Here is a 15,086-nt window from a genome sequence, read left to right on the forward strand (position 1 = left end):
ATCTGTCTACTTAGAAGGGAGCATATCAAACCACCATTCCAACTCTGCGCTTTTTTAATTCATTTATTATTCACCATCTACAACTTCTTTTAATATTTGATAAGATTTTTTTTGTTTCTCTGTATCAAATATATAAGAAACAGCCATTAGTTCATCTACTTGGTATTTCTCCTGGAAATTTGTTAATTGTTTGCGAATCGATTCTTTACTACCTAGAAGTGTAGCGCTAGACATAGACGAAGCGACTTGCTTCTCTTGCATGGTCCATAACTCATCCATATCTTCTACAGGCGGGCTTAAAGGATTTTTTGAACCTCGAACAACATTTAAGAAAAATTGTTGCATCGTAGTTGATTCAAATTTCGCTTCTTCATCCGTTTCTGCTGCAATCACGTTCAAACAAACCATCATATATGGTTTATCTAAATATTGGGAGGCTTGAAACTCTTTGCGATAAATCGAAATAGCCTCTTCCATATGTCTTGGGGCAAAATGGGATGCAAACACATAAGGCAAGCCCAGCTTTGCAGCTAAATGAGCAGAATCAGGTGATGAACCAAGAATATAAATTGGAATATTTGTGTCGAAGCCAGGAAATGCTTTGACATATCCTTGCTCTTCTTCAGGTCCAAAATAGGTTAACAATGATTGTACATCTTGTGGAAATGTATAAACTGGATCATCTTTCGATCTTCTTAAGGCACTAGCGGTTAACTGGTCTGTTCCCGGAGCTCTACCTAATCCTAAATCTAAACGTTCTGGATAGATTGTCGCCATCGTACCAAATTGCTCAGCTACTGCTAAGGGAGCGTGATTTGGCAGCATTACACCACCTGATCCAACGCGGATTTTCTTCGTATTCTCAAGTGTATGTTTCATTAACATGGTTGTCGCAGAACTCACTAATGTTGTTGTATTATGATGCTCGGCTATCCAATATCTTTCATAGCCCATTTGATCAACAGCTTGTGCCAGTTCTACCATTTGGTCAATTGCTTCTTTCGGTCCATTTCCCTTGCGAATCGGGACTAAGTTAAGGACAGAAACAGGTATATTTATATTTGTCATACTTCATTTCCTTTCTTCAATAACTTACTGTTCTATCGTAACAATAACTGTTATGGAAGAGTATTAATTTGCTTGAAGGAAATGTTCAAGTTATTGAAAGTCTTTCATCCACAAATTACCAAAATATGATATAATGCATATGGATCAAATTTAATAGGAAAGAAGCGATAAAAATGTCAGCGGAAATCAAACAATCTAAAAAAAGAAAGCCGTTATGGCTAAAAGTTCTTTTCGGCGTATTAATCGCCATTTTCGTCGCAGTGATTGGATTTGCTATTTATGCTTATTCTGTTTATGATAATGCCAAGAAAACAGTAAATGATCAGATGCACATTGATGTAGAGAGCATTGATCGTAAAGTGACCAAGGAGAAAGTAAGTGATCTTGATCCATTGAATATTTTGTTATTGGGTGTTGATAAGCGACCTGGTGAACGTGGTCGTTCGGATTCTTTAATGGTATTAACCTTGAATCCAAAGCAAGATCAAATGCAAATTCTTAGTATTCCTCGTGACACTCGAACAACGATTATTGGTCGAGGAACGGAAGATAAGATAAATCACGCCTATGCATTCGGTGGAGCTGATATGGCAATTAATACGGTGGAAAACTTACTAGATATTGAACTTGATTATTATGTTGAAATGAATATGGAAGGCCTGGTTGAATTTATTGATGAACTAGGTGGAATAACAGTTCAAAATGATCTAGACTGGGTAGATAAAGGATTCCACTATGCAGAAGGTGAGCTAAATCTAGACGGAAAACAGACATTAGGATATGTAAGAATGCGAAAACAAGATTCAAGTGGAGATTTTGGTAGAACTGGTAGACAACGACAAGTAATAGAGGCAGCAATCGATAAAGGAGCAAATATTGCTTCCGTAGGTAAAATTAATAGTTTCATAGACATATTAGGTAATAATATGGAGACTAATATGGATTTTGATGATATGCAAGATTTATTAGCTAATTATGCTAATGTTCGCCATAACACGGAAGAATATATGTTACAAGGAAGTGGCAAAAGAATTGATAGTATTTACTATTATATTGTGCCAGATGAAGAATTAGCTAAAGCTCATGATATGATTGTTGAAACAGGTACTAACTAATTGCAGTAAACCCCATCTTGAAATGAAATAACAATATGGAACCACCTCATTTCTTCGTTACATTTATAAGAGATAGAAAAAACTTCTAATCTACATAAGTTAATGTGTTTTAGGAAGGTCCGAATCTAAGTAGTCTCAAAATTTTTACATGTTCACGTAAAGAATGAAACAAAAAACAAGAACATCAAAGTAGATGTTCTTGTTTTGGTGGGAATCAGTACATCATTCAATGTTCGATGTTAATCGTTATACCCGTACTGAATCTAATTTATATCGATTCGGAAATGCCTTTCCTTTTATTTCTGATGCTTTTCCAGCGGCCCCAACTAGTATCATTTTCTTCTTGGCTAATTCTTTCGCAACATTTTTTGCCTTTGCTAGATATTTTCTAGGATCCAAAGAATCTGGCATTTCTGAAAAATGTTCTTTAATAGCTTCCGAATATGCATTCTTTAATTCTGTCGATACATTCATTTTTGCCATTCCTAATAATATGCATTGTTTTACATCATCTTCAGGTATAGCAGATCCACCATGTAGAACAAGTGGTTCATCGACAAGGTTAGCGATTTCTTCAATACGGTCGAAGTCGATATCTGGATCACCACTGTAAATGCCGTGTGCTGTTCCGATTGCTGGGGCTAATGTTGGTACACCTGTTCTATGAATAAATTCCTTGCATTCAGTTGGTACTGCTTTTTCTGCATTTTTCTCGGAAACGACTATATTGTCTTCTACACCACCTACTTTTCCAAGTTCAGCTTCTACATTTATATCAATATGTTTTGCAATATCCATCACTTGGTTTGTAAGACGTACATTTTCTTCAAAAGGATACATGGAAGCATCAATCATGACAGAAGTGTAACCTGCCCGAATACACTGAATGATTACTTCTAGATCTGTACAATGATCTAAGTGAAGTGCCATTGGAATATCATATTTTTCAGAGGCAGCAAGTGCTGTTTTTACAATACTATCAGGTCCTAAATTTTGAACTGTTCCAACAGTTGTTTGAATAATAACAGGTGCATCTATCTCCGCTGCTGCTTCGGCAACTGAGTAAAGCATATCGAATGAGTGAACATTAAAAGCGACAATTCCATAACCGGACTTTCTAGCTTCTTGTAGCATTGGTGTGGATGATACGAGTGTCATATGATTCTCCCCCTAGGTAAAATTATTATGCAAAGGCTCCTAAGAGCTCTTCCATTACAGTTGTTGTGTTTTCAGCTTGTGCTAGTGCTTCGCGTTTTTCTTCATGAATTAACATTCTTGAAATAGAAGCAAGTGCTTGAATGTGTGTCGTACCTGCTTCTTGTTTTGGGATTAATAGCGCGATAAAGAAGGTAGCTGGCTTTCCATCTAAAGCATTCCATTCTATTCCGACGCTTGAAGATACAATAATGATCGCAGGCCGTTTAATGGTATCGACTTGCGCATGTGGAATTGCGAATCCATCTTGAAAGCCTGTTGTACTCTCTTGTTCACGTTTCAGTAATCCATCTATTACCTCATCAGGGTCTGAAGCAACCCCTTGTTCAACAGCAATCGTTGAGATTAGTTGGAATACTTCTTCTTGTGTTGTCAGTTTTTGTTTTAGTTTGATTTGATTGATATCAAGCAATGTGTTGTCCATCTTCTTCATCACCTTTCGCTTGTTGATCTTTTAAATAACTACGTTTTTTATAAAAACCATAAATAAATGCTCCAACTAGTGAACCAGCTAATATAGCAATCACCCATTGTATAGCTCCTGTTACGACTGGTAATACAAGGAATCCACCATGTGGAGCTGGGACTTCAATGTTCATCATATACGTCAGGATAGCGGATACAGAGGAACCTATCATTAATATTGGGATTACAACAATAGGGTTTTTGGCTGCAAATGGGATGGCACCTTCTGTAATATGAGTAGATCCAAGAATAAAGTTAACTCCACCAGCATTGCGCTCGGCTTGATTAAAATACTTTTTAAAAAATAGCGTTGCAAATGCTGTAATAAGTGGTGGTGTAATACAAGCAGCAGATACACCAGCCATAAAGTAGTAATTACCTTCTCCGAGTAAAGCCGTACCTGTTACATAGGCTGCTTTATTGACAGGGCCACCCATGTCAAAGGCACTCATAGCGCCAACAATTACACCAAGTAAAATAGGGTTTGCATTCTGGAAATTGCTTAAGAAAGATATCATGCCTTCATTTATTGTTGTCATTGGTTCTACTAGTAAAGTCATTATCGCACCGACTAACAAGATACCAATTAAAGGATATAAAAAGATTGATTTCAATCCATTTAGTGATTTTGGCATCTTTTCTAGTAGTTTTCCTAGTACGACAATAATGAAACCACCAAGGAAACCAGCGGCAATACCCCCTAAGAACCCAGCTCCGCCATTACTTGCAATCAGACCACCGATAAAACCAACTACCATCCCTGGTCGCTTAGCAATAGATTCGGCGATAAATGCTGCCAGTATTGGCACCATCATTTGAAAGGCAAGCCCCCCGATATCATTTAAAGTGGCTGCAATAGGGCTATAACTCTGATGGTCTGGTTCAGCAGAATGTATACCGAATAAAAATGATAGTGCGATCAAAACCCCGCCACCTACGACAAATGGAAGCATGTGGGAAACTCCATTCATCAGATGTTTGTAAATGGAATGAGCTAATGAATGATTACTTTTTTGTGATACATTTTCGTCTTCTTCAGTGGTATTACTTTTCTTTGCTTTGAATACGGTTGCTTTCCCGTCAATAATTGTTTGAATTAATTGTTCAGCTTCATGAATACCTTTTGCAACTGTTACTTCTACTGTTGGTTTTCCATGGAAACGATACGTATAGACATCTTTATCAGCTGCAACAATGACCCCGTCAGCTTCAGCAATATCTTTTTTGGTAAGTTCATTTTCAACTCCGACTTGGCCATGTGTTTCTACTTTAATGTCGACACCAAGCTTCTTTGCTGCTTTCTTTAAAGCTTCTTCTGCCATAAAAGTATGTGCTATACCTGTCGGACAACCTGTAGCTGCAACAATTTTAATATTTGTCATATAAACTCTCCTCCTTTAATTCTTCTATTTCAATATCTGGTATAAGTGCTTCCATATGTGAAAGACTACAAAGTCCTTTACTAAAAGCTGTAGCTGCTCCTGCAGCAGAGGCATAGATTAAAGCGTCTTCTAACGAATGATGAAGTTCTAACTTTCCAATGAAAGTACTTAGCATAGCATCACCTGCACAAGCGGTATTTACTACTTGTCCTTTAGCTGAACTTACTTTCACGATTCGTTGAGAAGATGTGTAAATGGCTCCTTTTTCTCCTCTAGAAACGAGTACTTGCTGAGCTCCCATTTTCAAGAGTTTGTTACTTAGTTCGATGATTTTCTCTTCAGTAAGCTCCGATGGTGGTATTTGGAAAAAGAAAGCAAGCTCATCTTCGTTAGGTTTAATTAGTAAGGGTTTATATTTCAAGCAATCTAGTAATGCATGTGAACTAATATCTAAAATCAGTTTGATTTCTTTTTGATGACATATGTCGGCGATATTAATATAAAAATCATCTTCAATACCTCTCGGTAAACTGCCTGAGACAAATAGTATACTGTTAGCTGGTAACGCCTTGATGTTGTTGAGCATTTCTATCCTTTTAATCCTAGATATCAGTGGTCCTTTGTTTACAATTTTGTATTCTTGATCTGCGTTAGCGAATAGATTGATTCTCGTAATCCCCTCTACATAAACCATTGTTGTGTTAATGGAAAACTTCTGTAATTCTTGTTTGATAAATTCTCCAGTAAAACCACCGATAAAGCCCATTGCAGTATTAGTGATTCCAAACTTACTAAGCATAAACGATACATTAATTGCTTTGCCGTTTGGCTGATAGTCTTCTTCAGATGTTCGATTCACGACGTTTGGTTTTAACTGGTCTAATCCAACATACAGATCAATCGCTGGATTTGGTGTTAATGTATAAATCATGTGCTCACCTGCCTTGTTGTCTTGGTATTTTCATTATGGCACATGTTTAGCTGTAAATGTTTTCAGGATATGTAAAGGTTTTCGTTTGTTGTAAAAATAAAAAGAAGCTGGGACACAAGTATCTAAGTCAAATAAAGACCCGAACTTTAATTCCATAACAAATGGAATAGTTCGGGTCTTTTTAAATGCAAGCTTATGATTTTTATAACGGCTTAAACATAAACTGTGCAGTAACGTGCATGGATTTACTTTCATCCATTCTTCCTCGGAGAATGCTGACAAATCGCTCCGGCAGAATACTTCGTTGGAGACAAATGCAACAACTACTCAAACAAACATTACTTTCGTAGTGTTTTCTATGCCGTCGTTCAAACCCCACGGAAGGAGATATCCCCGGAAGCGCCGTCCTGTTCCGAGGAAAAAGCTTTCTCTTCCGGGGATAAACGATTATATCCAGGGAAGGGAAGGAGATATCCCCGGAAGCGCTTGTCCTGTTCCGAGGAAAAAGTTTTCTCTTCCGGGGATAAACGGCTATATCCAGGGAAGGGAAGGAGATATCTCCGGAAGCGCTGTCCTGTTCCGAGGAAAAAGTTTTCTCTTCCGGGGATAAACGGCTATATCCAGGGAAGGGAAGGAGATATCTCCGGAAGCGCTGTCCTGTTCCGAGGAAAAAGTTTTCTCTTTCGAGGATAATCGACTATACCCAGAGAAGGGAAGTAGGCAGCCGGAGTGGTAGTTATCATCACTATATTTTTCAAAATTATGTCTTAGGTGACCGCACATCTAATAGTGCTTTCATTATTTTGTAGTAGATATCTACTATGAATAAATAAGCAACATTTGAATAGGTTAGATCTCTTGTCAACGTTCGTCTAAAGCATAGAATGTTTTCGTTGGGTCCCAGCTTCTTTACAGCGTTCGTATTGCATAAGCATCTAATAAAATTCTGGAGATAACACTCAAGGGAAGGCGAGATCGGACTTCATAATCAGGAAAGTAGGACTGGCTTCCTTTGTATCCAACAAAGGTCATTTCTGACATCTGACCGAGACTAGATTCCATTCTGGTGGTGAGGGTAATCGTGGTGATTTGCCTTATATTTAAGTTTTTACAAGCTTCTACTAGTTCCTCCGTTTCCCCGTTTAGTGAAACAAAGATAGCTATTTCATTAGGTTGTATGTTTTTTGATTTTATTCTAATGATATTTGGATCATTATGTTCTTCACAGTTTTTCCCCATTAACTGTAGCTTAATTGTCATCTCTTTCGCTATCATTTCAGAGAAACCACGTCCAAACACAAAAATTTTCTCGGCATCATTAATCTTTTGGACAGCATCTTCAATTTGCCCAATACTTTGTAATTGAATCGTTTTGATGACTTCATGCTCATTCTTCTGAATTGCTTGTTTAATCTTTTGATCAATATTTTCCATTTCATTGTTTTCGTCAGACAGCTTCACTTTTTCTTTTAGACTGTATTTAAATGAAGTATAGCCGTCATATCCTATTTTTTTCATGAGTCTTACAATGGTAGCTGTCGATACATTAGCATGTTCACTTAGCTTGACGATCGACATAGAGGAAATCTCATCTAAGTGTTTGTGAATATATTCTAGTAAATATTTTTCTGTATCGCTTAATGTTTTGTAAGTGTTTGCTGGTATATCAAATAATATGTTATTCATAATTAACCCCCTAACGTTTTTGGGTATCTGTTATTTATCACTAAACTAGATAGAAAAGATGATATATTCTTATTGAATCATGTTAAAGAGCAGAATGGAAGTAAATGGGCCTAATTATTCACTATATTTGGGAAAGGTCACTATTTAATTGGTAACCTTGTTTGGTTGAATGAAAAATGGAACTACTGAATAAAAGAGAGGTAGTTAGTACCTGTTCTAGAAGCATTTCAAAAGCCAACATTAATTTTGAACTGCTTGAAGAGTTATCTTCTAATATGAAAGAAGTCGGAATAGTACTTCATGGAGGCACAGGAGTATCTGATCAAGATATGAGAAGATGTGTTAAACAAGGGATGAAAAAAATAAATGTTGGAACAGAGTTGAATAAATCCTATATTGAAGAAATTAATAAAACTTTTTCAACAGCTCAGCCATTAACTTCTTTAAGAAAACTTCTATTACCTGCCAATAATAGAATTAAAGATATTGTAATGGAGAAATCAAATCTGTTCCAACTATTGTAAGTTTATTTTAGCATAGATTTTATCGAAAGCATAAATATCACACACTAATTGAAGTAACTTATCTTTATTACTTAGATAGGTTTCTTTTTCTTTTTCTAGTTAGTCGCTTTTTAGATATTTAAAATAGTTTTAAAAAAGGTTATATCATAGTCTCTCATTTATCCGCAAATTACCAAAATACAATACAAAAGCGAAGTTGTAACCTTTACTTCTTCACCATTAATAACGGTGATAGTTGTAGGGTGCTGTTTGTTTCCCATATGTTTGATAGCATGACAAACAGCCAGATACATTCAATAAATGTAGCGGATTGTGTAGGAAAGCCATAATACATACAGTGTCTGAATGTTTGTACTAACAAAGTGGTAGGCTCCTAAACAATCCATTTGAACCATAATCAAAAATGTGGTGAGCTATCCCGAGTTGTTTTTAAATCAATTGAAGATTGAAGGAGGTTGCAAATAGTTGATACTCCTTGTGTTAATTGTTGTTCATTCATATAAGAATAGCTCAATCGCAAATGATGATTTTCTTGCTCTGTCGGGTAACAAGCTGACCCAGGTAAAAAAGTGATTTGCTCGTTTTTAACTTCTATTAAGAAGTGATCTGTATCGATCCAAGAAGGAAGAGTGAGCCATATGTTTAATCCTCCTTTTGGTATGAACCAAGTAACTTCTTTAGGTGAATGTTGCGTAAGAATCTCCATAACAAGATCACGCCTTATTTTTAAAGCTGTTCTTAATTTTTTTAGGTGATCCATCATTCTTTTTGGAATGATGGCTTTTTGTGTAAGTAAAGGACTTCCTAAGTCAGCGTTAGCCTTTGCAGCTAATAGACGTTTAAATATCGAACCAGAAGCAGCTAATATTCCAATTCTACAACCTGGAGCTAATATTTTACTTAAGCCTTTCAAGTAAATAACATGACCGTCTTTGTCCAGACTTTTTATTGATGCAGGAGGCTTTCTTTCAAAATAGATTTCACTGCATGGATCATCCTCTATCACTAAACACTGCGTACTTCTAGCAATCTCAAGAATTTGTCTGCGGCGTTTTGTGGGCATGACAGCACCAGTTGGATTATGAAACGTAGGGACCGTATAAATGATTTTAGGATTATATGTATCACACAAATTGTGAAGTAAATCTACTCGCATTCCATCGCTGTCAACTGGTACGGTAAGAATGGTAGCAAGACAGTTGTCTAGTAGAGGAGGAACGCTTTATTGTAAACATGAGGATACTCGAGTCAAGATGGCTGGAAAAGCAGTATTATATTCTGTAGCAGAATTAAATATCGAGGTTTAATCAATCAAAGCCTCTACATTCTATGTTTTTGGTACTTAAAATAGCTTTAAGTACCATTTTTTCTTCTATCAAAGTTTAATTTGCTAAAGTTAATTTAACAGTTTTCGCTTGATAAAATTGAACACCTTTTGATATATATACATTGATTCAGTGAATAGGATGTGCTCTCTGCATTAAGTTGTCTGCCCTCCTCATTTTCTAAAGCTAATGATTGATTACTTTCTATTAACATTGCTTTGTACATAAATAAACATTCTCTTGATTATTTTTTAAAATCAATAGATATGGCTCCGTCTTCTTCATGGTACCAGCTTCAGTGAATTTCTTTTGTGAAAATATCCCCATAACGTGAAAGTGTATCCTCTCAATGCCCTGTGAGTATCTTACGGAAACATCCTGATTTTCAATTAGTCGTGGATGAAGAGGCTTTTTCGAAATGATTTTTTTAATAGATCTAAGCTCGATTAACGTTAATTCAATGTAATATTTAAGTAAACTCTTTGTAAATCCTCTCTGGGAATTTGTAGAAAATGATATTATAGTCCTGGTAACGGATTATGAGGAGTGGAAAAATGAGGAGACTATTATTTTTAAGTACGATTTTTATAATGTTTGTATTTGGCTTTACTACCAACCAAGAGCTTTTAGCCCAAAGTGAAGACGAGAATATAGTGGATGAAGTCACCGCTATTGAGAATGCATTTGAAGATGATGCCTTTTTGCAAGTTATTCAAGAAGAAGTTGAATCTAATGGTCATGCACAATTATCATATGAAGCTTTGAAGGAAATAAAAGAATTAACAGATGTGAGAGAGTTAGGGATAGAAAGTATACAAGGGGTTGAACTACTAACAGCATTAGAAGAATTGGAGATGCGAGAGAATGAAATCTCTGATTTATCTCCATTAGCAGAATTAGCTGACTTAGAAATACTTGATTTAAGAGATAACGCGATTTCTTCTTTAGAAGGGATTGAAGCATTAACCAATTTGAAAGAATTGAATGTTCGCGATAATGATATTGAATCACTTGAAGCAGTAGCTAGTTTACAAAAACTGGAAGAGTTGGACATAAGAGAAAACAGTATAGCGGATATTACATACCTTGAAAATTTAAGCAATTTAGAAGAACTAGCAGCAAATGAAAATCGTATTTCTGATTTATCTCCACTAAAAGAATTAACTAACTTAAAAATACTGAAATTACGAGAGAATGAGATCGATTCTATAGAAGATCTTGCATCATTAAGCCATTTAGAAGAGCTTGACTTTCGCGTGAATAATGTTGAATCACTGGAACCTGTTAGAAACTTAATTAACCTAAAAATTTTGGATTTTCGTGATAATAGTGTAACAGATATTCGTGCGGTAGAAAATTTAGTTAACCTGGAAGAATTAAGTGCTAGAAATAACGGTATTTCTGATTTAAGTCCTATCGCCAATTTAACCAATTTGAAAGAACTCAACATCCATACCAATCATATAAGTGATATAACGCCATTAGAAAACTTAACGAAAATAGAAAGGCTTATCATAAGAAGAAACAACATTTCTGATATATCGGTGTTAAAACATTTAGTTTTACTTGAAGATTTGAACATGCGAGATAATAACATTACGGACATTAGCCCATTGAGCAATTTAGAGAATTTAACCGTTCGTTTGAACCTGCGCGATAACCCAATAAAGGATTTCTCCCCAGTAGCGCACTATTATGATGGAATTGAAGATACTGATTTTATCATATCGGATGGTCCGGCTGTTGATCTGGAAGATTTAAATGCATTAGCCGGGTCAGAAAGAATGGCTACGATTCAGCAATATATTATGGAATCTAATCAATATATTAAGGATAGTAATGTAAGGGCATCAAAGCTTGAGCGAATAGCGGCTAACCCGTTTGCTTTTTACCGGGGGACGGCTTCACTCTTTTTTCTTGATGTGAAGAATCAAGTAGTGAAAATTCCAGAAAGTTGGTCGCCGCTTAATCAAGCCAATACTTGGATTACCGGTGATTTGCATATAGAGAATCTTGGATTTTATGGCAATAGAAATGGTGAAGCTATTTTTGAATTGAATGATTTTGATGAAGCAGCTATTGCGCCATTTTATTTCGATTTATTAAATTATGGGACAAGTCTATATCTTCTTAATGATGCTGCACCTAATTTGCAGCTTGAGGCTGAAGAGATTATTGAGACGGTTGAACAATATGGAAGGTATTATAGAGAAGCAATTAAGCATGTTGCGGATGGATCCGTGAACGTTCAGGAACACTATTTCACAAAGGATAATTTAGAAGGCTTTATTGGCGAATTTGCAAAAGAAGTTAGTGAAGAGCCATTGAACGGTGAATTAGCAAAATGGACAACAGTAAAAGAGGGACGAGTATTCGATTTAACCAATAATCGATTAGAAGAAGTAACTGACGAAGAAGTAAGTGAAATGAAAAATAATTGGGATAGTTATGTCAGCAATATCGATGAAGAAATAATCACGAGTGTTGGAAGAGACTATTTTAATATAAAGGATATTGCGAGAAGAATAAATGCCGGATTAGGTAGTTTAGGATATGACCGCTATTATATACTCATTGAAGGGGAAACAGATTCTGAAGCGGATGATATCATCCTAGATGTGAAGGCACAAGGAGCATCAGCAGTTGAAGCATCAGGTTTATTTACTGGTGACGAATATCCTACACATGCTAGCCGAACTATTAGTGGCGTAGAGGCATTTCTCAATTTTCCTGATATACACTGGGGTACATTAGAAACAGAAAATCAGTCTTATTTAGTGAAAGAACGTTCCCCTTTCAAAGATGATATAGGTCCATCTGACATAGGTGGAGAAGATGATTTGGATAATTTTATAAAGGCAAGTGCAGAAGTAACAGCATATGCACACAGTCGAGCAGCTATGCATGAAGGAAATGATGCATTTGCAGCAAACTTATCTGACACATTCGAGGAAATGGATGCTTTTGATGAAGAGCTTGCTGAAGTTACATTAAAGTATTATGCACAGGTTCTTAAAGACCATGAATTGTACACTGTGTTACATGACGATCAAGCATTTGACGAAGGTAATGATGATGATCAAAGTGGTGATAACGGTGATGGAAACGATGATGGCAAAGGTGTAAAAAAAGAAAACGATAATGATAATGGGAAACAAGAAGGAAATGAAAAAGATGATGACCAAAACATCAAAGATGACAATGGCGATAAAAATAATGAAGTGGAAAATGGGGAAAATTCATCAGAAGAGGATGAAGAAAAACGAAAAGATTCTTCGGAAAGCGATACGGATCAGCATAACGAGAAATTATTACCCAAAACAGCGACATCGATATTTAACTTTCTGCTTCTAGGAATGGCTCTACTAGTTTTAGGTGGTACCGTATTTTGGATTCATAAAAGGAAGAATAGCCAGATATAAGCTATAACTAAAAGTTTGTTTATGCCGATGAGTCAATGTGTACGATGCTCGAACATCGTGTGCATTGGCTTTTTTTATAAGATACGTAGAAAAACATATAACAATTGGATGAAATCTATTTTTTTATTTGAAGGGACCTAGTTGTTCCATAAAACCCTTCTAAAATCTCAAGGTTAAGTTGCTCGTACGCAATATCTTTAAGAATATGAAGTAAAGAATGACAGATAAAGTTTAATTTTTTGTAAATTTTTACATTATTTTTATCCTTTTTTGAGAAAAAGTCTAGTAGAATAGTATGATAAGGATGGTGAAATCATGAAGAGATATACGAAGCAAGAAACAAGTTGGATGTTATATGATTGGGCCAGTAATGCTTTTTCAATTATTATTACCACCGCAGTGTTTCCTATCTTTTACAAAGCTCAAGCTACATTGTCAGGAGTAGACGGGGCAGATTCAACAGCATATCTAGGTTACACGATTGCTATTTTTACCTTTATATTAGCAATTATCGGGCCGATTTTAGGAACAATTGCAGACTATGAAGGATACAAAAAGAAGTTCTTTATTAGCTTCTTATCGTTAGGTATATTCTCTACGTTCGCACTTATTTTTGTTCCTGAAGGGGAATGGTTATTATTACTTATTTTCTACACACTAGCTTCGCTTGGGTCAACGGGTGCCAATCTTTTTTATGATGCCTTTTTAGTAGATGTGACAGAAAATAAGAGGATGAACAAAGTATCTGCGAGAGGATTTGGTTTAGGTTATATAGGTGGGGCTATCCCATTCGTATTCAGTATTGCTGTTATTCTGCTTGCTCAGCAAGGGATTATTCCAATCTCAAGCACTACAGCAAGTAAAATTGCCTTTTTAATCGCATGTATTTGGTGGACAATTTTCTCTATTCCACTATTGAAAAATGTAAAGCAAGTTCATGCGATTAAACGTGATCCTAAGCCGATCCGGACAAGTTTTCTTCGTTTGAAAGAAACGGTCACACATATTAGAGAGTACAAGTATTTAACGATTTTTTTGATTGCTTACTTTTTCTACATAGATGGTGTAGGTACGATTATTTCTATGTCGACTGCATACGGAACAGATGTGGGAGTGGATGCGACGGTATTGCTAATTGTGCTGTTTGTCACACAAATAGTGGCGGCACCATTTGCTATTTTATACGGGCGCTTGGCAGATCGCTTCTCCGCAAAAATTATGTTGAATGTAGGAATCATGATATATATCGTTGTATGTATTTATGGATATTTTCTGGAAACGGCGGTTGATTTTTGGATACTTGCTATGCTTGTAGCGACCTCTCAAGGTGGATTGCAAGCATTAAGTCGATCATACTTCGCTAAATTAATCCCGAAACATAAGTCAAATGAATTCTTTGGTTTTTATAACATTTTTGGAAAATTTGCTTCTGTAACAGGACCATTATTAGTAGGTGTTACATCACAGGTCACTGGAAAATCTAATGCTGGTATATTAAGCTTGATCGTCCTATTTGTAATAGGCATGATTGTTTTATTCTTTGTCCCTTCTGATAAGAAAATCAAGGCAATGAGTTAAGTGGAAAGAAAAGTGTATTATCACTATACTTATTCTCGCTTTTTTGTAAATTAATAGTAGGAAACAAGCCCATAATTTAAAAAGAGACTAACTATTGACTTTAACGTTCTTCAGAAAGAAGTCTCCCTCTTCAAACGTGTGAAGGGCGTAGCCCAACGATAAGGGGGAGATGAATTTCGATTGGGCGACAGCCCAAAGTTTTTTTATTTAGTCTTTTTCCTCAATATGGTATTATAACAATGAAATTAGACAGTAACAATCATTCAGTATTCTTGATGTATTACCATCTTGTGCTAGTCGTGAAGTATCGAAGAAAAGTAATAGATGATACGATTTCGGATGATGCCAAAGATAAATTTGTGTCATTGAGTGAAA

The 15,086-nt window shown here is 35.9% G+C and carries 11 protein-coding genes and 1 pseudogene; 5 read left to right on the forward strand and 7 right to left on the reverse strand.

The genetic code is table 11. The features are described from left to right. Positions 1–66: 66 nt before the first annotated feature. A complete protein-coding gene (locus GHT08_RS21305; protein WP_163583402.1) occupies positions 67–1,068 on the reverse strand; it encodes an LLM class flavin-dependent oxidoreductase in 1,002 nt (333 codons plus the stop codon). Between the two features lie 173 nt (positions 1,069–1,241). Here GHT08_RS21305 and GHT08_RS21310 point away from each other — a divergent pair, with 173 nt between their 5' ends. Further along, on the forward strand, positions 1,242–2,183 hold the full coding sequence (locus tag GHT08_RS21310; RefSeq protein ID WP_163583403.1) for an LCP family glycopolymer transferase: 942 nt from the start codon (positions 1,242–1,244) through the stop codon (positions 2,181–2,183). Positions 2,184–2,429: 246 nt separating this feature from the next. On the opposite strand, the gene GHT08_RS21315 is transcribed toward GHT08_RS21310, so the two are convergent. The 5 genes from GHT08_RS21315 to GHT08_RS21335 all read right to left on the reverse strand — a co-directional run bounded on the left by GHT08_RS21315 (position 2,430) and on the right by GHT08_RS21335 (position 7,862). Then, positions 2,430–3,341, reverse strand: a complete 912-nt coding sequence (locus tag GHT08_RS21315) for a class II fructose-bisphosphate aldolase (protein ID WP_163583404.1) — start codon at positions 3,339–3,341, stop codon at positions 2,430–2,432. A 25-nt stretch (positions 3,342–3,366) separates the two neighbouring features. Then, positions 3,367–3,822, reverse strand: coding sequence for a PTS sugar transporter subunit IIA (locus GHT08_RS21320; RefSeq protein WP_163583405.1), 456 nt, complete (start codon positions 3,820–3,822; stop codon positions 3,367–3,369). Next, positions 3,803–5,245, reverse strand: coding sequence for a PTS fructose transporter subunit IIC (locus tag GHT08_RS21325; protein WP_163583406.1), 1,443 nt, complete (start codon positions 5,243–5,245; stop codon positions 3,803–3,805). Before GHT08_RS21325 ends, GHT08_RS21320 begins: the two co-directional genes overlap by 20 nt. After that, a complete protein-coding gene (gene pfkB, locus GHT08_RS21330; RefSeq protein WP_163583407.1) occupies positions 5,232–6,176 on the reverse strand; it encodes a 1-phosphofructokinase in 945 nt (314 codons plus the stop codon). Before pfkB ends, GHT08_RS21325 begins: the two co-directional genes overlap by 14 nt. 909 nt (positions 6,177–7,085) lie before the next feature. Further along, positions 7,086–7,862: a MurR/RpiR family transcriptional regulator gene (locus GHT08_RS21335; protein ID WP_163583408.1), complete on the reverse strand. Its 777-nt coding sequence runs from the start codon at positions 7,860–7,862 to the stop codon at positions 7,086–7,088. A gap of 176 nt (positions 7,863–8,038) precedes the next feature. Between GHT08_RS21335 and GHT08_RS21340 the strand changes: the two genes are divergently transcribed. Further along, a complete protein-coding gene (locus GHT08_RS21340; RefSeq protein ID WP_163583409.1) occupies positions 8,039–8,386 on the forward strand; it encodes a class II fructose-bisphosphate aldolase in 348 nt (115 codons plus the stop codon). A 397-nt stretch (positions 8,387–8,783) separates the two neighbouring features. On the opposite strand, the pseudogene GHT08_RS21345 reads toward GHT08_RS21340, so the two are convergent. Continuing rightward, positions 8,784–9,578, reverse strand: a pseudogene (locus GHT08_RS21345) (aminotransferase-like domain-containing protein); the annotation flags it as partial. 687 nt (positions 9,579–10,265) lie between these two features. Between GHT08_RS21345 and GHT08_RS21350 the strand changes: the two are divergent. From GHT08_RS21350 to GHT08_RS21360, 3 genes are all read left to right on the forward strand, one after another. Continuing rightward, positions 10,266–13,133, forward strand: a complete 2,868-nt coding sequence (locus GHT08_RS21350) for a DUF2252 family protein (protein ID WP_163583411.1) — start codon at positions 10,266–10,268, stop codon at positions 13,131–13,133. Positions 13,134–13,445: 312 nt separating this feature from the next. Next, positions 13,446–14,711, forward strand: coding sequence for an MFS transporter (locus GHT08_RS21355; RefSeq protein WP_238343643.1), 1,266 nt, complete (start codon positions 13,446–13,448; stop codon positions 14,709–14,711). A gap of 239 nt (positions 14,712–14,950) precedes the next feature. Next, positions 14,951–15,086 (forward strand): transposase (locus GHT08_RS21360; RefSeq protein ID WP_193568336.1); only part of this gene is annotated, 136 nt, incomplete at its 3' end.

The organism is Gracilibacillus saliphilus (assembly GCF_010994085.1).
Taxonomy (GTDB): domain Bacteria; phylum Bacillota; class Bacilli; order Bacillales; family Amphibacillaceae; genus Gracilibacillus; species Gracilibacillus lacisalsi.

Bases quoted from the DNA above. Each gene is read 5' to 3' on its own strand.
- GHT08_RS21305 (WP_163583402.1), bottom strand. From the start codon at position 1,068: ATGACAAATATAAATATACCTGTTTCTGTCCTTAACTTAGTCCCGATT.
- GHT08_RS21310 (WP_163583403.1), top strand. From the start codon at position 1,242: ATGTCAGCGGAAATCAAACAATCTAAAAAAAGAAAGCCGTTATGGCTA.
- GHT08_RS21315 (WP_163583404.1), bottom strand. From the start codon at position 3,341: ATGACACTCGTATCATCCACACCAATGCTACAAGAAGCTAGAAAGTCC.
- GHT08_RS21320 (WP_163583405.1), bottom strand. From the start codon at position 3,822: ATGGACAACACATTGCTTGATATCAATCAAATCAAACTAAAACAAAAA.
- GHT08_RS21325 (WP_163583406.1), bottom strand. From the start codon at position 5,245: ATGACAAATATTAAAATTGTTGCAGCTACAGGTTGTCCGACAGGTATA.
- pfkB (WP_163583407.1), bottom strand. From the start codon at position 6,176: ATGATTTATACATTAACACCAAATCCAGCGATTGATCTGTATGTTGGA.
- GHT08_RS21335 (WP_163583408.1), bottom strand. From the start codon at position 7,862: ATGAATAACATATTATTTGATATACCAGCAAACACTTACAAAACATTA.
- GHT08_RS21340 (WP_163583409.1), top strand. From the start codon at position 8,039: ATGGAACTACTGAATAAAAGAGAGGTAGTTAGTACCTGTTCTAGAAGC.
- GHT08_RS21350 (WP_163583411.1), top strand. From the start codon at position 10,266: ATGAGGAGACTATTATTTTTAAGTACGATTTTTATAATGTTTGTATTT.